Annotated in this window: 11 protein-coding genes; 2 read left to right on the top strand and 9 right to left on the bottom strand. The window is 63.9% G+C overall.

What is annotated here, in order from left to right; all coding sequences use genetic code 11:
* Positions 1-89: 89 nt before the first annotated feature.
* Together FIV42_RS12905 and FIV42_RS12900 are read right to left on the bottom strand one after the other, a co-directional pair.
* Positions 90-3,929, bottom strand: a complete 3,840-nt coding sequence (locus FIV42_RS12905; RefSeq protein WP_141198094.1) for a DUF3858 domain-containing protein — start codon at positions 3,927-3,929, stop codon at positions 90-92.
* The gene (locus FIV42_RS12900) at positions 3,926-7,654 is read right to left on the bottom strand and encodes a DUF3857 domain-containing protein (RefSeq protein ID WP_141198093.1); all 3,729 of its coding nucleotides are present in this window, start codon (positions 7,652-7,654) and stop codon (positions 3,926-3,928) included. Before FIV42_RS12900 ends, FIV42_RS12905 begins: the two co-directional genes overlap by 4 nt.
* Before the next feature lie 116 nt (positions 7,655-7,770).
* Here FIV42_RS12900 and FIV42_RS12895 point away from each other — a divergent pair, with 116 nt between their 5' ends.
* A complete protein-coding gene (locus FIV42_RS12895; RefSeq protein ID WP_141198092.1) occupies positions 7,771-8,568 on the top strand; it encodes an EI24 domain-containing protein in 798 nt (265 codons plus the stop codon).
* Between the two features lie 1,546 nt (positions 8,569-10,114).
* On the opposite strand, the gene FIV42_RS12890 is transcribed toward FIV42_RS12895, so the two are convergent.
* Entirely contained in the window at positions 10,115-12,427 is a 2,313-nt protein-coding gene (locus FIV42_RS12890; RefSeq protein WP_168210611.1) for a VIT domain-containing protein, read from the bottom strand.
* 242 nt (positions 12,428-12,669) lie between these two features.
* On the opposite strand from FIV42_RS12890, the gene FIV42_RS12885 reads away from it, so the two are divergent.
* Positions 12,670-14,805, top strand: coding sequence for a hybrid sensor histidine kinase/response regulator (locus FIV42_RS12885; RefSeq protein ID WP_141198090.1), 2,136 nt, complete (start codon positions 12,670-12,672; stop codon positions 14,803-14,805).
* On the opposite strand, the gene FIV42_RS12880 is transcribed toward FIV42_RS12885, so the two are convergent.
* The 6 genes from FIV42_RS12880 to FIV42_RS12855 form a co-directional block, all read right to left on the bottom strand.
* The gene (locus FIV42_RS12880) at positions 14,802-16,256 is read right to left on the bottom strand and encodes a carotenoid oxygenase family protein (RefSeq protein WP_141198089.1); all 1,455 of its coding nucleotides are present in this window, start codon (positions 16,254-16,256) and stop codon (positions 14,802-14,804) included. The genes FIV42_RS12885 and FIV42_RS12880 overlap by 4 nt on opposite strands.
* A gap of 83 nt (positions 16,257-16,339) precedes the next feature.
* Complete coding sequence (locus tag FIV42_RS12875; protein WP_141198088.1) at positions 16,340-16,861, bottom strand: hypothetical protein; 522 nt, start codon at positions 16,859-16,861, stop codon at positions 16,340-16,342.
* 2 nt (positions 16,862-16,863) lie between these two features.
* Positions 16,864-18,279 (bottom strand): hypothetical protein, encoded by a 1,416-nt coding sequence (locus FIV42_RS12870; RefSeq protein ID WP_141198087.1) that lies wholly within the window; start codon positions 18,277-18,279, stop codon positions 16,864-16,866.
* Positions 18,280-18,390: 111 nt separating this feature from the next.
* A complete protein-coding gene (locus tag FIV42_RS12865) occupies positions 18,391-19,008 on the bottom strand; it encodes a hypothetical protein (protein ID WP_141198086.1) in 618 nt (205 codons plus the stop codon).
* Complete coding sequence (locus FIV42_RS12860; RefSeq protein ID WP_141198085.1) at positions 18,983-19,537, bottom strand: GNAT family N-acetyltransferase; 555 nt, start codon at positions 19,535-19,537, stop codon at positions 18,983-18,985. Before FIV42_RS12860 ends, FIV42_RS12865 begins: the two co-directional genes overlap by 26 nt.
* Positions 19,538-19,600: 63 nt before the next feature.
* Positions 19,601-20,236, bottom strand: a complete 636-nt coding sequence (locus FIV42_RS12855; protein ID WP_141198084.1) for an MYXO-CTERM sorting domain-containing protein — start codon at positions 20,234-20,236, stop codon at positions 19,601-19,603.
* Positions 20,237-20,291: the final 55 nt, after the last annotated feature.

The raw sequence follows: 20,291 nt of genomic DNA, 5'->3' as shown, positions 1-20,291 counted from the left end.
CGCGAAGAACGCAAAGGACGCCAAAAGCTCGTAAGCTCTTTCTCCTTTGCTTCCTTCGCGCCCTTTGCGCCCTTTGCAGTTCACCCTGGTTAGTTTTGCTTCTCCAGCGTCAGGAAGAGCAACGAGCTGCGCTCGACGCCGACGGCCCATTGCTGGAACTTCTTGTACTCGTCGGGTTGCACGCGCTGGATGGGCATGTCGATGCTCGAGGTGATGCCCAATTGGCCGGCGGTCAGGCCGGCCGAGCGGCTGAACTTGCCCCACTTGCTGTCCAAGGTCCACTCGCCCGTCTGGCTGCGCAGTTTGGCGCGCCATCCCTCCGGAAGTTTCACGTGAAACGAGTAGTCGTGGTCGCGCTGGTAGCGCACCATCATCGGGGTCGTGCGCGTCGATAGTTCGGCGTAAGCTTGGGCGACCGGCTCGCGGAACAGGGCCGTTTCGACCTTCATCACGCCCGGCTTGACCTCGCGGGCGAAGAAGGGGCGCTCGAATTTGGCGCTGATGACCAGCGGCTTGTCGGGCGTCTTTTCGCCCTCGATCTCGAAGCTTGCGAGCGAGGCGCCCGGCACCTGGTTCGACAGCATCAGGTCGACGTACTTGCGGCGCGCGCTCTCGTCGGCGCGGCTGCGCAGGCTCGAGCGGATGACGAACGCCCGGATGCCCTCGTAGGTCATCGTAGCGGTGCCGCTGAGTGTGCCGTTTTCGGTCAACTCGGCCGACACGTCGACGGTGCGCGTAGGATCGCGGTGGCCGTCGGCGGGGACCGTCTTCTTCGTCGGCTCCTCACAGGTGATGCACACCGCCGGCTGACCGAGCACCGACAGGCCGATGGCGCCGAACATCGCGTCCGGGCCCGAGGGCGACAGCCACGCGCTCTTGCCGTCGGGCATCTGCACTTCGAGCAGCGGCGAGCGGTACTTGCCCATCTCGCCGGTGGGGAACTCCTTCGGGTGGGCGAATCTGCTCTTGGCCATGTAGATGTGCGCCGGGATGCCGGCTTTGTCGTAGGCGGCCTTGAGCACCAGCAGCGGACTGCCGTCGCGCTCGGCCAGCGCGTGGCTGGCATCTTTGCCAAAATCTGTCAAAGACGGGTCGGGGAACCACTTCGAGACGCGGTAGAAGAGCTCTTTGACCTCTTCATCGCTGCCCGGCTCGAGCCCTTTACGCCACTTGGCGATCTGGGCGTCGAGCCCGCGGCTGATCTTCATGCTGTCGCGGATCGTATCGACGTAGGCGCGGCGCGATGCCTCGAATTCGCCCACGGTCGTGCCTTTGCGGAACAACTGGACCCACGGAAGATACTCGTCCCACGACACCGTCGAAGGCTCGGAGCGCGGACGCGGGCTGTCGGTGCGCACAAAGCGCACGCCCTCGCCTTCTTCCGTCTTGATCTTCTCGGCCTCGGGCGCGCCGTTCTCGCGCAAGAATTCGCCGTCGGTCCCCAAGATGACGTACTCGCTGTGCAAGCTCGAGATGTTCGCCATCTTGAAGAAGAAGCGCATGCCGTCGCGCGCCGTCTTCGACAGCGACTCGGGCGGCGAGTACTGCACATAGGCCGTCTCGACAAAGTCGCCGGGTGCTAGGCCCGGCATGCTGAGCGTGTCTTTGCCCGTCGTCTCCTGCGGCACGCGCGTCGAGCCGTCGGCTTTGACGGTGCGTGCGAGGACCAGGCGTGCATCGTTGGGCGCGTCGAACTCGCCGAAGCGGTCGATGGCGTTCTTGGTCAGCACGCGCACCAAGTTATGGGTGAGCGTGACCGAGGAGCCGTCGTCGAAGTATTTGCGCGCCGCGAAGTCGACCACGTAGTACGCCTCGTCACTCGCATACCCCTCGCCCTGCTCTTTGGCGCGCTCGACCTCGACGCGCGCAGCTTCCAGGCCGTCGGGCATCAGGCTCTCGAGCGGGATATCGTTCTCGAGGATCGACATGCGCCACTGCAGCCAGCCGGAGCTCCCGTTGTGGTCGATCGCCTCCTGAATCACGGCAACCGCCGCGTCCTTGCCTTCCTCGGCCAAGGTCTGGTTGGCGAGCTTGTTCCACACGTTGAGCGCCCACGGCATGCGCTCTTTGCCGGCGAGCAAGACCTTCTTGGCCTCGCCGGCACGCCCCTGCGCGATGAGCTCGTCGGCGTAGTTGATCTGCGCCGAGCTATTGTACGGATAGCGCTTGGCGCGCTTGCGATAGACCGCCAAGCGCTCGTCGGGCATGTCGTTTCGCTCGAATGCGAGCGTCTCGGCGAGCGACGGGCACTTCTCGGGCTCGGCGATCAGGCCGTCGAGCGGCGGAAAGTAACTGCGATGGTAGTAGAGCTGCTGCAGCTCACCGGCGGCCTTGCAATTCGCGGGGGCGACGTCGAGCACTGCCTTCCACGCCTTCTCGGCCGACTCCGCATAGCCCTGGTCGCTGAGCCAATCGGCCCACTCGATGAGCGGCTCGACGTTGCGAAGCTCACCATCTTCGGTGACCGCGGCGTCACGCGTCGCCTCGAGCAACTCGCGAAGCTCGCGCTCATTGGTGCCCTGGGAGCGCAGCCACTCGATGAGACGCACCGAGTTGTCGATGCTGTCGGGGTCGAGGCGGTGGGCGCGGCGGATATCGGAAAGCGTGCGCGAATCGCGGATGCGCGACGGCACTTCCCACAAGGTCTGCGTCTGCTTCGAGCGCAGTACGTAGCCGGGCGCGAAGTCCTTGTGTCGACGCATCAGCTCCTTGAAGGCGGCGTCAAAATACGTCGGCTCGAGGTCCATGTAGCTGGCGCTGGCCGTCAAAAAGAGCTCGGTATCGCTGGCGTCCTCGACGTCCTCGGGGGCGACCATCAGCGGCTCGAGCTCCGAGGGGAGCTTTTGGTCCGAAGCGAGCGTGACCGTGCCTTGCGACGCGCCTTCTTGGGGCATCTCGCGGAAGGTGACGCCGCTACCGGACAGCGCCGTAGCGTCGTCTTCGAGCAGCGCGAAGTCGAACCAATCGCGGTAGCCGCGCTGGTAGGCGAGCTTGACCAGAATGCGGTGCTCGCCGGGGCTGAGCTCGATGCGGCGAAGGCGCTTGCTCGTTCCGTACTCGCCCTCTTCACGCTCGATGACCAGCTCGCCGTCGATCCAAACTTTGGCCGCGCCCGAAAAGCTCGTGTAGAGCAGGTAGCTACGCTTGTCTTCGCCCTGTTTGTCACCTGGACCGGGCGGCTCCACCGTCGCGAAGGTCTCCATATAGTGGACCCCGGAGCGGTCAAAGCTCGGCGACAGGTTGATGCCGTTAGCCACAAAGGGGCGCACCGTCTCGTAATTGGCGGGCACGTCCTCGGCGACGTAAGGCGATAGGTACTTGTGCTGGAAGGCCGACTCGTCCTCGACGCCGAATTTGCGGTCGAAATCGAGCAGTCTCCAGTGCGACAGCACCGGCGTGGTCATCCAACGCGACGGAAAGCCGAGCGCGTCGCCCGAAAAGGGCTCCTCAGTATCGGACTTCTTCCAGCCGTTCCAGCTCACCTGCTGGCCGATGAGCGACAGATAGACCGCCGCCATCGGCTCGACGTCGCCGAATTGAATCTCGGCCAGCACCGGCTCGAGACGGTCGTGGAAGTCGACTAGCTCGTCGCGAAGCGCATAGAGGCGCGCCGCCGCAAAGCGATTGAGCGGGTGGGCCGGCTCGCGCTGGAGCATGCGCAAGTACAACTCGCCGGCGCGCTCGACGTCTCCATCCCAATGGGCGACCTCCGCGAGCGCGAAGACCTGCTCGATGGGCGCCTTTTTGTCGACGGGCGCGCTGTAGTCGACCCCGTCGCCGTTATTGGCAAACCAGGTGTCGAGCGTGCGGCTCGCGCGGGTCTCAGCCGGGAAGTCGTAGCGGTCAGTCCGCGTCTGCGGGCCGGATGTGCAACTCGCGGCGAATAGGGCTGCAGCGAGGGTGAAGCTAATGCGTGATGTGTATTTCATTGCTCTTTACCAATGCCAATCGTCTCGTTGAGCGCCGCGGTCATCTCGGACACGAACTGTCGGAACTTCGGGTAATCCTCGGCTTTGATCCGCTGGACAGCGATGTTGTAGCGAATGTCGACCGACAGGTGGTCGGACTTCTTGTCGAAGTCGATGGTGACCGTGCCGAACTTGCTCTCGACTTTGGTGTCTCGGGGGACCTGCTCGAAGCTCTCGGTGGCCGGCAGGCGGTAGCGCATCGTGGTGTGGTTTTCGAACGGCAGGCGAATCGTCAAATCCTGGGTGCGCGAGGCCTGCTTGGCGTAGGCCGACAGCAGATCTTTGGGCGCTCCGTACGGGAAGATGAACTCTCTGCCGTGGTTCGAGCGCTCGAGGCGCCCGCCCTTGAACTTGAAGGAGATTTCGACCGGTTTCTCGAGGTCGCCCAGGTTCTTGTACGTGGCGCTGATGAGTTCGGCGCCCGGGTAAACCCCGGCCAATTGCTTCTCGAAGACCTCGTCGCGCCGCTCCGGATCTTCGAGCGAGCGGCGGTAGTACACCGCGTTTTGGCCGCGGGCGACCAGGCGCCCCTCGGTCAGCGGCGAGTCGCCAGTCAGGTCGACGGTCATCTCCCGGCGGAGCAGGTTGTCGGTGGGCTCGTCGATGGGCAGCGTGACCATCTTGGCCGCGCCGCCGTCGTCGACGATGAGCGCCTGGGCGCCCTGGTCCATCGGGGTCAGCTCGGTGGTGCCGTTATATTCGGCCGTGCCGTCCAGATACAGATCCATGCTCGGCACGTAGGTGATGGCGTGGTTGAAGATATGCATGGAGGCCGGGAACTTCTCGACGGTGCCAAGCTTGCGGGTGCGCACCAGCACCATCTTGGCGGGCACGCCCGCCTCGTCGAGCATCACCTTGAGCAGCGCTGCTTTGTCCTTGCAGTCGCCGTAGCGGTTCCGGAAGCAGGTCGTCGTCCGGTAGGGCTTCCAGCCGTGGATCCCCAGACCGACGTGCAGGTAGCGGGTATTCTTGACCACGTAGTTGTGGATCGCCTCGACCTTCTGTTCCTCGGTCTTCAGGCCCTCGGTCAGCTCGGCGACCTTGTTGCGAATCGTCTCGTCGACGATGAGCTGCTCTTTGATGAGGTTCCACCACCAGTTGCCGACCTCATCGTAGGTCTTCTTATTCGAGACCAACACGTAGTCGTAAACATCGGTGTAGCCGGGCTGGCCGGGGTCGGTCTCGACGTCCTCGATATCGCTCATCTCGAAAGCGGTCACCCGATAGTTCTTCTCGAGCTTGGCGTCGCCCGGCAGCGCGTCTTCGAGCTTCTTGTGCTCGGCCTTGGGCGCGCGGAAATACAGGTCCCAGCTCCTTGGGTAATGCACCGCGTAGCGCGCAAACGCGATCGGCTTGGTGCTGTTGATGTAGGTGACGTCGCCGAAATAGTCGCCGCGGAAGTTTTCGTTGGCGATCTGGCTGACGCGATAGCGGAACTCGACGATATCGCCCACCTCGACGTTGTTGGCGCGCAGGTTGACGTAGGCGCCGTCGTTGTAGGTCGTCGAGCCTTTGCGCGAGCCGCCCGAGTGCCACTGGTCGTAGTCCTCGGAGACGGTGCCGTCGGCCTTATGCACCTTGACCGAGAGCACCTCGACCTGCTCGTCGCCGGTCTGGTAGCTCACCCGGTGGAACTTGGCCGAGTCGATGCCCTCGCTGGTGATGACGCGATCAGCGCGCTGGATCACCTCGGTGGCCAACCCGTTGGGGGCCACGCGCACGAGCTTCTGGTCGACGATGGTGTCGTAGTTGAACGAGCCGGCGGGCGCCTTTTTGGCGATCTTCTGGATATCCTCGACCATCCACGGCTCGTAAAAGCGGTTCGCGTTCGGCTCGAGGAAGCGCTTGAACTGGCGAAGCTGGGCGTCCTGCGGCTTCTGGGCGATCGCCTGGTCGACGACCGCCACGGCCTCGTCGGTCCTGTCGAGCGCGACGAGCATCTCGGCTTTGCGGCGGTACAGGCCGGTGTTGCCCGGGCGCTCGGCCAGAAGCTCGTCGAGCTCGGCGAGCGCGGCCTTTGTGTCACCCTTGGCGCGCAGCGTCTCGGCCTCACGGATGCCCCAGCGCAGCGAATGGGGCGCGAATTCGCGCTGGTCGCGGATAATCGCGAGCGCCTCGTCGTGCTCGCCTTTGGCGATGAGGTCGCCGGCGCGCTTCCAGGCGTAGGAGGTGTTAAACGCCGACAGCTTCTCCATCTTGCGGTACAGCTTCTCGGCCTGCTCGCGCTTGCCCACTTGGTAGGTCAGATAGGCCAGACGCCCCACGTACGCCGACACCTTCATGCGGTCGTCGGCATTGTAGGCCTCGAGCACGCGCAGCGCCTTTTCGGCGAAGCCGCGGTTGGCGTACCAGTCGGCCAGCGAGGCGTAGGCCGCCAAAAAGCCGGGGTGCTGGGCGCGCAACTCGTCGAGGACCTCGCGCTCCTTGAGTTGCGTCGCCGTGGCGATGCTCGCGCCGTACTCGGCGGCCAAGCGCGCGGCGATCCATGGGTCGGACGGGGCGAGCTTATGGGCGCGCTGCAGCAGGTCGAGCTTCTTCCAGTGCTCTTCGAAGAGCTCGGCGGCCATGGCGAGTTCGCGTGCCGGAACCGCGCCGGCTTTCTTTTTCGCCGCGGCGACGATTTTGTCGCCGGTGCTTCGCCACGGGGTGGCCGCGTCGAGGGGCTCGACCTGGCTCCACAGCCACGCAGCCCACACGGCGTCGGCCATCTCACTCGCTCTGACCCGCTTACTCACCTTGGCGGCTTGCTTAGCGGCTCGAGCCGCGATGCCCTGCCCGGTCGGCTTCAGCTTGTCCTTCTCGACCTTTTCGACCTTCCCCGCGTTCCACGTCCCCGCAGAAGCGAGGTCGTCGATCGGTCGAAGCTGCGGGTCGACCACACGGGCGGTCAGCCCGAGGCTGCCGTCGCCGGTCGAGCCGAGCTTGACCAGAAGCTGGTTCTTGCCCTTCTCGAGGTCGATCTTCCAGGCCTCGCCGTCGATGCCCAGCCCCAGATCTTCGCCGCGATAGGCCACGGGCTTGCCGTTGAGCCACACCTTGAACGCCCCGTCGGCACCCAACAAGAGCCTCGCCTCGCCGGCGCGCTTGGCGTCGATTTCGCTGGCCAGATAGACCACCGCGGCGGTGTTGGGCTCGACGGTGTAGTCGAGATCAAATTGGCACAGCCGGTCGTAATCGGGGTTGGCGCGCCAATCGACCTCGGTCATCTTGCCCGCATACGGGCCGGAGGCGCCCTCTTCGGGGCCGAGTTTCACGTGAAACGCTTCCATCGACGGGTTGTCGAAGGGTCCCACGAGCGTCCAGTCGGTCACGCAGCCCTGTTTGCCCATCGGGCCGTTCATGCCGTCTTTGCCGTGGGTGAAGTCACGGCTGTCGAGTCGTGCGCCCTCGGCGGCGCGCAGCAGCCGGAACCGGACCAGCGGCGAAGGCGTCTTCTGGGCGGCGGCTTCGAGCGCTTTTGCGAAGAAGCCGTTGGGCACGTACGGTGCAAAGCGCTCCAGGGCGCGCACCTTGCCCATCGCCACGGCGGGGCGAGCTTCGTTGGCGACCTCGCCGAGCAGCGCTTCGACCTCGGCTTGGGCCGAACGATCGTCTTGTTGTTGAGCCCACGCCGGCGACGCGCTCAACAGAGACGCGGCGGCGATGGCCGTCAGAAGAAGCTTTACGCGGTTTGGTTTTAGATGCATGGATCTATAGTTCAAAGTGGACTACGCAGCGTTGTGCGGGAGCCTGAGTTATCGGTTGGTCGGAACACGAGCGGCATCATTAATAATCCGCGCGGCTCGCACAAGGGAGCACAGGCATGCACGAGTTACTCGAAGATTTGAAGCAGGCCCGGCGCGGATCGACGATTCGTCAGGTCACTCGCGGGCTTACGCTGCCCTTTCGGGCGGCGCGTTTTCTCAAAGAGAACAAAAAGCTGGTGCCGTTCGTGATCGTGCCGGCGCTCATCAACGCGGTGCTGTTCGCGATCAGCGCCTATTTGCTGCTGACCAACGCCGGCGACATCGTCGACTGGCTGTGGGAGAAGCCGGTAGTCGACGGGCTATTGAGCTACCTGCTCATCGTGCTGTGGTATTTCGTCTACGTGCTGTGCCTTCTGGCGGCGGTGGTGCTCTCGTATGTCGTCGTGCTGGTGGCCGGCGGCATCGTGGCGAGCCCGTTCCACGACTTCTTGTCCGAGCACACCGAGCGCATCCTGCGCGGGGTCGACGACGTCTCCGGCCCCGACGAGTCGATCGTGGGCGACCTGCTTCGGTCCATCGGCTCGAGCGCGTTCATCGGGCTTATGTACGCCTCGCTGATGCTCCCCATCTTGCTGCTCAACTTCATCCCCGGCATCGGAAACGTCACCTCCACGGTGCTGAGCGCGTGCGTGAGCGCCTTTTTCGTCGCCCTCGAGTACACCGACCCGACCCTGCAGCGCCACGGGGTGAAGCTTCGCGACAAGTTCGGCCTCATCTGGGATAACCTGCCGCTGACCGGCTCGTTCGGCCTGGGGACCAGCTTGTTGTTGTGGGTGCCGCTGATGAACTTCATCTGCATGCCGATCGCGGTGATTGGGGGCACGGCGTTGGGTATTGCGCTGGAAGAAGATTAGCGAATCGCGCTTCTGGCCGTTCCGAAGCGCCCGATCGCAGGCAAAGCCCGCCTCTAAGCCGCCAGGAACGTCGTCGGGCGGAGAAACCACGCCTCTACGCAACCCGGAACGTCATCCCGCTGAGAACTCGCGCCTCTACGCAACCCGGAACGTCGTCGCGCTGACGAATCGCGCCTCTACGCAACCCGGAACGTCGTCGCGCTGACAAATCGCGCCTCTACGCAACCAGGACACGTCGTCGCGCTGGGAAAATGGCCTTTCCGGTTTTCCGGAACGCGTCCTTGCTCACAAAATGGTCTTTCCGGTTTCGCCAGAAGCCATCGGGCTGAGCCAGCGGCCTTTCCGGTTTCGCCAGACGCGTCGTCGCTCACAGAATGGCCTTTCCGGTTTCGCCAGAAGCGATCGAGCTGAGAAGATGGTCTTTCCGTTTTTCCGGAACGCGTCTTTGCTCGGAGTTGATGCTTCTGCGAACACGCCTTTAGAAAATTTCGCCTCCAGCACCCCTTCACGACCCGATTTCAGAAAAAAGACGCAACAAATTTCGGATTTTGCCGAAAACCATAATGAGGGGTGGATGTATCGTGGCCACGAATTTCCCCACAAATTTCAAACGGGCGGGTGAGTCGAAGTTCGTTTTGGCTCACTGCCCGGGTGGCTGAGCCGGTGGGCTCGGACTGCGGCGGAACGGTTTCCCGATCCGCAAAACAAAGCTTTCGTAGCGAGCGTATCTTCGAGGTGATGTCGGCCCGTACCTCTTCGACGCGCTCGGCGGAGGCCGAGCCGGCAGTTTCGTCCTTGTGGCGAAACGGTCGGATTTGCCCGGTGCGGGCTTGTTGATGCGTCGAAGTTCAGACGTGGCGTGAAGATGAGCCTGTGCCATGGGAGTGCCGCAGCGGCGTCGTTGTAATTCGTAGGTCGTGGCGTCGGGGTGGGCATGCGCTCAGCGTATGACCTATCCGAGGTGGCTTCAAAACGGGGCGGGCCTTGCCCGTTGACCTGTCGACATCATAAGAAAATCCGCAGCGCCCATGCCGGCGAATTTTGTCGGTAGACGCACCGGTATGCCGTCGTGATGGGCCTGGACGGCCGGTTAGCTGCACAGGCTGATTCACCGGCGGGACGAGCCCACCGGGGTCTTCGGGGCGGGTGGTCGCCTCGTTAGCTGCACAGGCTGATTCACCGGCGGGGCGAGCCCGCCGGGGTCTTCGGGGCGGGTGGTCGCCTCGTTAGCTGCACAGGCTGATTCACCGGCGGGACGAGCCCGCCGGGGTCTTCGGGGCGGGTGGTCGCCTCGTTAGCTGCACAGGCTGATTCACCGGCGGGACGAGCCCGCCGGGGTCTTCGGGGCGGGTGGTCGCTCCGCGTAGCCGCATGTCGGAAGAGAGGGGCAACCGAAGCAAACGCCCCCCTTTGCTTCCTTAGCGCCCTTGGCGACCTTTGCGGTTCTCCTACACGATCCTGCCACCAGCGCTGCAAACGCTCCCTCCGAACGACGGCGTCCCTTTGCGACAGCCTCGTACACCCGCCGGGGTCTTCGTGCCGACACTCATTCGGGCACGATGCGATAGACCGTCCCGCCCAGCTTCACCAGCACCTTGTCGCCAAGCTTGGCGATCTTGCCGAGCTCGGGGTGATCTTGGACGAGCTGGAAGTACTTCTTGCTGTACATCTTCACCTTCGTCGCCTTTGCGTCGCTCTTCAGGCCTTCTTGGACCCACACCCCTTCTTCGAGCGCGAATGTCTTGCCCGAGATCCAGCGCCGCGTCGACTGGTTGTCTTCGGCGACCTTGTCGGCTTCTTTGAGGTCGCGCGTCGCCTCGGAGGCCTGCACGGCGCTCTCGCCGGTCGATTTGCCGAAGCCGCCGAAGCCGCCGAGGTCTTGCGATAGCGACTCTTTGCGTGCTCGGCGCTTTTTCGGCGAAGAGGCTGCTCGTCCCCTTATGCTATGGCCGTCAGGCTTTACGAGGCTTCCCTCGACGTTGGTGTCGTCGAAATTGTAGAACTTGCTCACGTTATCCGATCGAGTATTCCCGGTCGCCCCGGAGCGATTCTGCACCTGCGGCTGCGCCTCCTCCAACTCGCTGTCGTCGACGGCCAGGTAGCTCGTGTATGGCGTCACCAGCCCGAACTTCTTGGCCAGGCGCACCACCTCGTCTTTGAGCTCCTTCTGCTCGCCGTTGATGCGAATCTGGTCGAGCAAGAAGCCCACCTTTCGAGTCGCCCACAGCTTCGGGATGAACTCCAAGGGCGCCGTGTCGTACTCCTCGACATCTTCCTCCCCCTCTCCACCCTTTTCCTTCCTCTTCCCACCCCCAAACTTATACGTCTTCTTCTGTCCCCCGGTCTTTCCCGTCACCTTGATCTTCTTTTTGAACGCCTTTTTGTGCCGGCCGAAGAGCACGACCTGGTCGCCCTGGAACAGGTCGGGCGTGGGGTTGGGGTAGATGTCGTAGGCTTTTGCGCCGCCGAAATCGATCTGGATATCCGAGAGCACCGGCGAGGAGATGCGGTCGTAGAGCGCCGAGACGGCGTCTTCCATGTTCTCGCCCGGTTTGACGTAGTCGCTTAGGCCGCGCCCGTCGTTGGCGAGCCCGTCGAGCAGGCGGGTGTTGACGTCGAAGCCGACGCCGAAGGTGAACAAGCGCTCGTTCGAGTCGAGCTTCGTGCGCGCTTGGGCAAGAATCTTGGGCGCCTGGGTCTCGCCGACGGTGGGGATACCGTCGGTCACGAAGATGATCTGGTGGGGTTGGCCTTTGGCGGGCTTTTGGGCGAGCGCCTTTTCGAGGGCGGCCGAGATCGCGGTGCCCCCGGCGGCGTCCAGGCCCTTGGCGAAGGCCACGCCGCGCTTTTTGGCGTCGTCGCTCGCCTGTTGCGGCTCGTTGAAGAGCGTCTCGACGCCCGTGGAGAACCGGATGACATTGAAGTTGTCCTGCGCCTCGAGGTGCTCGAGGCAGTAGGCCAAGGTCTTTCGGGCCTGCTCGATCTTGTCGCCGTTCATCGACCCGGAGGTGTCCATCACGAAGGTGTAGGTCTGGCCGATCTCTTCGTGCGCCGCCGAGTCGACCCGCGGGGCGATCGCCATCATGAAGTACGGATCTTCGCCGCCGTCGCCGTCGGTGTCCCAGGTCATCGCGTTCAGCCCGATGGTCTCCTTGGAGTAGCCCAGGTACAGCTCGAAGTCCTTGTCGAGCTCGGTGTGGAACTTCTCGGTGCCCACCAAGAGCTTCTTGGCGCCGTCGCGTTGCAGGCTCACTTTGTGAGTCGGCGAGTAGGCGGTCGTGATCGGGATGGGCGACTGGACTTTGGCGGTGAGGGTGAAGTCCTTTTCGGTCTTCGCGGTCACGTAGTCGCTGCCCGCGGCGAGCGGGTAGTTGTAGCGGTACAAGCCGCCGCGGCGCTTCAAGACCTGACCGAATTTCAACTCGAGCTTCTGCGTGCCGCCTGCAGGGATCGGAAAGATGCTCGCCCGAAAGAGCCGCCCGTCCATGTACTCGACGAGCCCCGGATCTTTGGTGCGCCGCACGATCGACTCGTAGATCTGGCGCGCCTGCTTCTTGTCGAGCACGGCGCCTTTGGTCTTCTTGCCGTTGATCCACAACGAGAAGTCGCTCACCGTCGCGCCGCGCGGCAGCGGGAAGACGAACTGACCCTCGATGGCCCGTGAGGTGTGGTTCTTGAACACCTGAGTGACCTTCGTGACCGCCGCGTTGTTCGTGACGGTGATCTCGACGCGATGACTCTCGACGTCGAACGGGCGCACGTCGGAGTTGTTGGGGATGATCAGGCCGATGGCGCTCGCCTGGGCGGGCAGGATCAGGCAGACGAGCAGCGAGAAGAGCTTGAGGGTGCGCGCGAGCATCGCGGGTTCTCCGGGTGGCGTCACATGAGCAGTCAGTATGACAGTCATTCTTACAGATTGTTCCAACGCAGACGAATGGCGTTGGATCTAAATTCGTGCCGAAGCTCTGCAACCGGCAGCAAAATAAGTGCTTTGGCGTTGATCGAAGCGAACCTACAGAGTTAGTTTAGTGTGCCCGTCGAGAATCTTGAGTATCACGACAATTCGAGGGGACGCAGCACCCCGAGTCGAAGCGAAAGCATATGACGGATCACAACCTCGCGTACGCCCTACCGCCGATTCCTCCGAGCGAGTCAGAGCGCCTCGAAGCGCTCCGAGCGCTCGACATCTTGGACACCGAAGCCGAGCGCAACTTCGACGATCTCGTGGAGTTGGCGTCCTTTATCTGCGACGTGCCCATCGCCTTGTGCTCGCTGGTCGATGAGGACCGACAGTGGTTCAAGGCATGTGTGGGGCTCGACGTGACCGAGACGAGCCGTGACGTGTCGTTTTGCGGTCACGCCATCAACCAGTACGAACCGTTCATCGTCGAGGATGCGCATCAGGACGAGCGATTCCGGCACAACCCGCTGGTCGTCGGCGAACCCCACATTCGGTTCTACGCCGGGTTTCCGCTCGTGCTCGACGACGACCTGCCGCTGGGCACCCTTTGCATCATCGACACGCGTCCGCGAACGCTCACGCCGCGCCAACTCGAGGCGATGCAGGCGTTACAGCGCCAGATGCAGGACCAACTGCGGCTGCGCGCCGAGCTGCGACGCTCCGAGCGAGTGTGCAAGGAGCTTGGCGAACACGTCTCCGATCTGACCGAGACCAGCCAGAAGCTGAGCGAACGCGGCGAGGCCGCGCTTCGGCAGCTGTCGATCGCGCGCCGCCACAACGAAGTGCTCGTCGAGGAGTCCAACGATCCGATCCTGTTCTTCGACGAGGACGGGTGCATCCTCGACGCCAACCAGCGCACGCTGGATGCCCTGGGCTACACCCTCGACCAGCTGCGCGGGGCGCGCTTCATCGACGTGCTGCGGCCCGATTGCACCGAGGACGCTCTCGGCTGCTTCGAGCAGGCGCTGCGGGGAGCTCCATCGAGCGTCGAGGTGGTCGTGCTCACCAGCGATGACCGAGAGCTCTACGGGGTGGCTTCGGCGCGCCGCATCGAGCTGGGCGATTCGCTTGTCGTCCAATCAATCTTTCGCGACCACACCGAGCAGCGCCACGCGCGCGACGAACTCGAGTCGACTCGCCGACAGCTGTGGCAGGCCCAGAAATTCGACTCGTTGGGCCGACTCGCCAGCGGTGTGGCCCACGACTTCAACAATATGCTCAGCGTGATCACCACCTGCGCGGAGTTTCTGCTCCAAGATCTGGACCAAGCAGATCCACGTCGCCAAGACGTCACCGACATCGCCGAGGCCGCCAAGCAATCGGCCGGCCTGACCCGCCAGCTGCTGGCTTTCAGCCGCTCGCAACGCCTCGACGCCCGCGTGACCTGCCTCGACATGCTCGTCGGGCGCCCCGAGAAGTTGTTTCGACGACTGGTCGACGCCTCGGTCGACCTCGAGGTCGAGCTTGGCGCCGGGGCGCTGGAGGTCTTCGTCGATCCGGGACAGATCGAGCAGGTGCTGGTCAACTTGCTCATCAACGCCCGAGACGCGCTCGAAGACGACGGCAACATCCGCGTGGAGACTCGCCGCGCTCGCGTGTTCGCGGATGACCCGGCGGCGAGGCCCCCGGGCGTCTACGGCGTTATCACGGTGCGCGACGACGGCATCGGCATGGACGCCCCCACCCTCGACAAGGTCTTCGAGCCGTTCTTTACGACCAAAGCCGAAGGTGAAGGCACAGGCTTGGGCCTGGCGACCGCGCACGGCATCGTCGCCCAGAGCGGCGGGTTTATCGAAGTAGACAGCACCCCTGGCGAAGGCAGCGAGTTTCGCGTGTGGCTTCCCGAGGCGACCGAAGAGCAGTGCCGCATGACTCCCGTCGAACGCCGGCTGCCCGAACAGCCGGTCGACATCGACGTGACGGTGCTGCTGGTCGAAGAGCACCCCCTCGTGCGTCGAAGCACGCAGCGCTGCTTGGAGCGCATGGGGGTGGAGGTTTATGTGGCGAAAGACGGCGCCCAGGCGCTCGAGTTGTGGCAGGCCCACCAAGACGAGATCGCGGCGTTGATCTCGGACATCCGAATACCCGCGACCGACGGCGTGGGGATCTTGACGCAACTCCGGGCGGAGGAGCCGGCGCTGCCGGCCATCCTGCTGACCGGACACGCCGAGACGATGTGGGCCGACGAGTGGAAGGACGCCTCGACGCTCGTGCTGCGAAAGCCGACCACGCCCCAGCGGCTCCTGTCGGTGCTCTCGTCGATGCTGGTCGGTTAGCCGTTGGTCGGCGACTCCCCGTAAAACTGTCCGTGAAATCCAAAGGGGATATGGTGCGGGACCTGTGCACGCGCCCTCTCCTGGAGGGTGTGGGCATCGAGCACCAGCAGAAAGGAGCGCTCGCGCCGGGCGTCGAGCACCACCGACAGGAGCACCCCGTCGTCCTCGGCCTCGGCCTGCGGCCGCTCGACGAAGACCGGCTCGCCCGGATAGCAACCCTCCTCGCGCCATCGTGTCGCCTCGCCGCTAGGCAGGTCGATGCGCACGATCTGATCGATGAAGCGGCCCGGCTCCGAGACCCCAATGCCCCACACACACCCGTAAGCCCGCGTCGCCGAGCGGCCCAGATTGATGCGCGGCAGCTCGATGGGCTCCTGGCTCACCAAGCGGGACTCGGCCCGGGGGTTGCCGTCGTAGAGGCGAAAACGCTCGAGTTTCCCGGCTGGGTTGGCCGGCGCGGAGTGGCGCACCCGGTCCAGGTAGAGCTCGTCGATGATCGTGGCGTCGGGGTACGTGATCACGTCGACGACCAGGTGCTTGTTGTCCTCGAAGGCGTTGACGTGGTGGAAGCCAAAGCGCGGCTCGGCGTGGTAGTCGCCGACCAAGGCGCCGTCGTGCTTGCGAAATACCCGAAACCGCGTGCCTCGCTCGGGCTTCCAGCGGTAGTTCTCGATGAAGGGCTTGTTGCTGGCGAGCATCTCGAGGGGATTGACCACCAGGGGCCACTCGCTCAACACGACGTAATTCTCGGTCATCCCGAAGCTGTGCATGTAGGCGGGCCGGTCGACCTCGAGGCTGCCCACGAGCTCGCGCTCGAGGCTCTTCGGATCGGTGGCGACGATCTTGTACTTGCTGGTGCGTCCAAAGCGCAGCGCGTAGTTGAGTTCGCGGCCGCTGTCACGCTCGTAGTGCGGGTGGGCGGTGGTCGCGTCGGCCTCGACGCCGCCTGCGTAGTCGATATGCCCCAGGGTTCGCAGCGTGTCGGGGTCGAACTCGATGGGCATGGGCGTCTCGGTCATCGCCACATAACGATCGGCGAGCCGGGTGACGTTGACGCTGGCGTTGTCGGTCAGGTCGGGCGAGAACATCGACATGATGCGCCCAAAGATCGACCGACACGGGTCGGTGGCGAACTCGGAGAGGGCAATGCGCCCCTCTTGGCCGGCGCGCACGAACGCGTCGCTGTGCAGAAAGCGGTTGGCGTAGGAGACCTTGCCGCCCTCGATGCCGAACGCGTGCAGCATCGCCAGCCCGTCGAACCAGTGCCGGTACGAGCGGTCCTCGACCTCGAAGCGCGCCGGTCCGTTGCGCACCAGCCTACCCGACAACCACTCCGGAACCTCGCCGTCGACGGGCAGAGCATCGATATGCGTTTCACGGTGCAGTGATCGAAAGCCGACAGCGTGACTGGCTCGGGTTGACGAGGCATGTGTCGGGGTTGGAGAGGTCATGATGGGCTCCGGGCTGGTGGCGAGATCGTCTAGAACGCTCGACAGGTTGGCCCGAAGCTAATTGCCCGACGGCTGCGAGCAACTCATCGACTCAACGCCACCTTCCCGGCATCGGTCGGAAACTCCCAGGTGTAGACGAAGACGGGCTTGGCGTCGGCGCGCTCGTAGCCTCGCACCTCCATCTGGCCGGTGTCGTCGAGGGGAACGTAGACGATCTGCCTGCCTGCCGACGGAGCGGGCTTGTGGGCCGAGAAGCTCAGGTCGTCCGGCTTGAGCACCCGCGACGGCCCGCGGTTGGCGCCGGGAATCTGGGCGTCGCGGTGCTCGCTGACGCTCTTTGGCCACAAGCGCCGGCCCTGCGAGGTCTGCAGGAAGTTGACGAAGTCCGAGGGCCGACCCGACGGGTAGGCCTTGTAGAAGCCCGCCGCCTGTAAGGTCTCCTTGCCCATCACCTGATACATCACGCGCTGTCCCTGCTGCAGCGCCGGCGAGCCGGGCTGCTCGGAGGAGTTGATGATGAAGTAGGCGATGCCGCCGAAGGTCAGCGCGAACGCGATGACCGTCTTCAGCGTAAAACCCGATCTTCCTTGTGGCGCAGAGAACATAATCAGATGCTCACATCTCGAGTTAAGCGAGTCGCAGGTGCCAACAGTTGGCTAGCGATTCCAAAGAGTGTTGCGAAGACCTGCCACGCGACATACAGCGCAAAGCCGAGGACAAAGATGCCCACGAGGGCCAGCAGGCCGAGCGAAGGCGTGCCAAAGCCGGTAGTCAGCGCGCGGAGCATCGAGCTGGCGGCGATACCCACCACCATCGAGACACCCAACAATTTTGGTAGTCCGCCGGCGCGCGCGGCCAAATTCTGCCAGTGTTCCCCGTCGAAACGCGCGGCGAGAGCAGCCACCCCCCAGAAGAGCGCCATCATGGCGAAGACCCCGAGAAGCGAAGCCCCTGCGCTCGTCAGTATGACCGTCAGCAGAGCATCACTGGTGTTGAAGTAGTCCAAGGTCGTGGTGGCCCAAGTTGCATAACCGATCGATGCCAGCTCGACGCCTAACGCCAGCAGCCACAGGCCGAACGCCCAGCCCAGGCGGCTCGAGGCTTCGGCTTCGGTGTGCCGCGTCCCTCTCCACAACAGCCAGACGCCGACCAACGGCAACAGCGCGGCGAGCACGCTGGCCGGCCCGCGCGTAGAGATCTCCTCGAGTAGCAATCGCTGGCTCGGCCCGCCGAAACTGGCCTCCTTGGTGTAGGCTTCGACGATCGTCCAAATACCTGTCGCTACCCGGGCTATCAGACCAGTGACGAGCAGAAAAATAGCGCTACGCAACGTGTGGTGCGGCGTCGCGCCGTCCCCCTCGGCCCGTGCGGCGTTTGCCCGCAACGCCACCACCGTCATCATCACACCGGTGACGAGTTCACCAATAGCGACTACATGGGCGTCGAGCAATTCGAGCCAACTGCCTTGGGCTTGTGTGGCGCTTCGAGCGCTGTCTCCGAAGAGACTGGCGAGACTCGGCAGCGCGAAGAAGGCGAGCGCGATGGCCGCTAGTGCCCAGATGGGCGTCGAGGGCCGGTCCTCCAAGTTCGACCCGATGGCAGCGACACCGGCGACGATCAAGCCGGAGTAGGCCAACCAACTGAATTGCCACGTATAAAAGATGGCTTGGTGGCCGAGCGTGCTTCGGTCGATAAGTGTTAGTGTGGGGCCCAGGGCGAGGCTGAGCAAGCCGGCGCCCACCGCACCAAAGAGCAGGCGCCTGGCGAGGCGAAACTGGGGAGCGCGGAGCCAGCAGGCGAGTCCTCCGCCGACGGAGAGCACCGCAAAATGGGTCCATCGCGACAGGCGCCACGTACTGTTGTAGGTCCATTGAAGCAGCCCGAATTCACCCCAGTGGCCGTCGAGTTTGGAGAGCAAAATGTTGTAGCCAAACGAGACGAGCGCCGAGAGTAGGGTGAGGGCGGCGAGCAGCCACATGCCCACCTTCAGCAGGTCGCCCTGGCTTTCTTCGATGTTACGCATGTGGTGTCTCCTCGCCGGCTGAATGCACCTTGCCGGATGCACCTTCCGGTGGTCGGCTGACTGTTCGGTCGGTGCATCGCAGCTTAGTGCAAAGGGCGCGGTGAGGGAAGTTCACCCCTGCGCCTCGAGCCAATCGATCGCGAAGAGGGAGGCCTCGTTGACGATCTTGCCGGCGCGAATCTCGTCGGCTGCGTTTTCAAGGTAGTCGTTGGCCGCGCGAACATCGCTGTCGCGACACCCGTACTGCTCGAGCTTGGCGGCCAGGCGCGCCGGGTCGCCCACTTGTCCCGTTCGCCACCAGTTCATCTCGAGGTTGCAGCGATAAGCCTCGGCCTCGATGAGCGCGCGCCGCCGCGGGCTGAGCACGTAGGGCACGCTAAAGCCGAGCAGGCCGTCGCGGCGAGCCTGGACGACGTGTTGATGCTCGTGGACGCCGACGACGATCTGGTACCAAAGATCGTCGTCGCTCCCGTCGCCGACCGTAAACCACGGATAGATACGCCGGCCGACCACCGTTGTGTACCGGTTCATGAACGTGTGGCGGTCCATGATGCGCACGAGGTGCAACCCTGCGCCCGCTAGCTTCATCAACGGCGAGCGCGCCTTGGGCACGACTATGGTGCCGTAGTGGGCGTTCATCTTGCTCCACAAACGGCGAGTTGTCTCGGCGGTGATCTTCATGGCCGGGCGCGGGTGTGTGGCGTCAGGCGCGACAGCTTTCTCGCCCACTGAGTTGGCTCTCCACGTCGATCCAAAAACGAAGCTTGTGGTACTCCATGCCGTCGCGCACCACGTCGACGCGGTTTTCGAACTCCCCGCCGTTTTTCTCGATGATCTTGCGCGAGGCGACGTTGTCGGGATCGCAGGTCAGCAGCACTCGCTGCATGCCGCATTCGCAGGCCTTTTGCAGAGCCAACTCGAGGATGGTGGTGCCGTAGCCCTCACGGCGGCGGCCGGGGCGGATCGAATAGCCGATATGACCGCCGACTTCGAGCAGGTGGTCGTTGAGCTCGTGGCGTAGCTCGAGCCGGCCGATGAACTCGTCGCCGTCGACCAGCCAGTAGATCGTTTCGGGGACGCGATAGACGGCGATATTCTCGGGGTGAATACGCTTTCGCTCGTCGGCGACGTGAGCTTCGAAGTCGCCGTCGAGTTCGTCGAGGTCGTGGTAGGTATAGCGCCCCTCACGATGGAATTCGCGAAGGGCGCTCAAGTAGCTCGCTTTGTAGCGGGATGTGGGACGTACGAGTTTTGCCATGGCTTTTTAGTGCGCGCCAGTAGTGCTCAATGCCGGCGCGAAACCCCACGTTACGCGCCTCTCCTAGGAAAATCGACGCCGAAGGGCGGCAAGTCCAAGACCAAAGAGGGCGACGAGGGCGCCAGTCGACAGAGGATCGCTCGTGCCGGTGGCCGAGCAGCCCTCGTCAGAGCCGCCGTCGTCGGTGCTGCCGCCATTGTCGGTACCGCCCGTGTCCGCAGAGCCGGTGTCGGCCGTCATGCCCGCGTCGTCGGAGCCACCGGCATCGGCGCCTGGGCCGCCGGCGTCTTCGGAGCCGCCGGCGTCCTCACCGCCGATCTCGGGCGTATCGTTCGCATCGGCCGGGTTCGACGGCTCGTAGTCGGCCGGGGCGTCGTCTCCCTCGGCCCATTCGCCGTTGGGATCGCCGAGTTCTTCACCATTGGTAAACCCGTCACCGTCGGCGTCCAGCTCATAGATGGCCTGCCAGTCGACTTTTTGAGCGGAGATATCACCGCCGCCGGTCAGATTCTGCTCGACCTGCTGGCCAAATACGTTGCGCTCGCCGTTTTGCGGCCCGGTCGGAAACGAGGCGGTGTGACACGTGGTGCACGAGAACGTCGCACCATTGGGAATCTGCTGGACGCGCGGGGTACGCGCATCGGCGACGCTCGTCACGCCAAGGCTGAGTGCGACAATGAGGGCGGCCCGGTACTTCATTGATCGTTACTCCATCTGGTTGGGTGGTTCACACAATGTGAGGAGTATTGTGCCA

The organism is Persicimonas caeni (assembly GCF_006517175.1).
GTDB lineage: Bacteria > Myxococcota_A > Bradymonadia > Bradymonadales > Bradymonadaceae > Persicimonas > Persicimonas caeni.
Note: the sequence above shows the minus strand (reverse complement) of the source record. Positions and strands in the feature narration are given on the sequence as shown.

Coding starts and splice junctions, on each gene's coding strand:
- FIV42_RS12905 (WP_141198094.1), bottom strand. CDS start 3,929: ATGAAATACACATCACGCATTAGCTTCACCCTCGCTGCAGCCCTATTC.
- FIV42_RS12900 (WP_141198093.1), bottom strand. CDS start 7,654: ATGCATCTAAAACCAAACCGCGTAAAGCTTCTTCTGACGGCCATCGCC.
- FIV42_RS12895 (WP_141198092.1), top strand. CDS start 7,771: ATGCACGAGTTACTCGAAGATTTGAAGCAGGCCCGGCGCGGATCGACG.
- FIV42_RS12890 (WP_168210611.1), bottom strand. CDS start 12,427: ATGCTCGCGCGCACCCTCAAGCTCTTCTCGCTGCTCGTCTGCCTGATC.
- FIV42_RS12885 (WP_141198090.1), top strand. CDS start 12,670: ATGACGGATCACAACCTCGCGTACGCCCTACCGCCGATTCCTCCGAGC.
- FIV42_RS12880 (WP_141198089.1), bottom strand. CDS start 16,256: ATGACCTCTCCAACCCCGACACATGCCTCGTCAACCCGAGCCAGTCAC.
- FIV42_RS12875 (WP_141198088.1), bottom strand. CDS start 16,861: ATGTTCTCTGCGCCACAAGGAAGATCGGGTTTTACGCTGAAGACGGTC.
- FIV42_RS12870 (WP_141198087.1), bottom strand. CDS start 18,279: ATGCGTAACATCGAAGAAAGCCAGGGCGACCTGCTGAAGGTGGGCATG.
- FIV42_RS12860 (WP_141198085.1), bottom strand. CDS start 19,537: ATGGCAAAACTCGTACGTCCCACATCCCGCTACAAAGCGAGCTACTTG.
- FIV42_RS12855 (WP_141198084.1), bottom strand. CDS start 20,236: ATGAAGTACCGGGCCGCCCTCATTGTCGCACTCAGCCTTGGCGTGACG.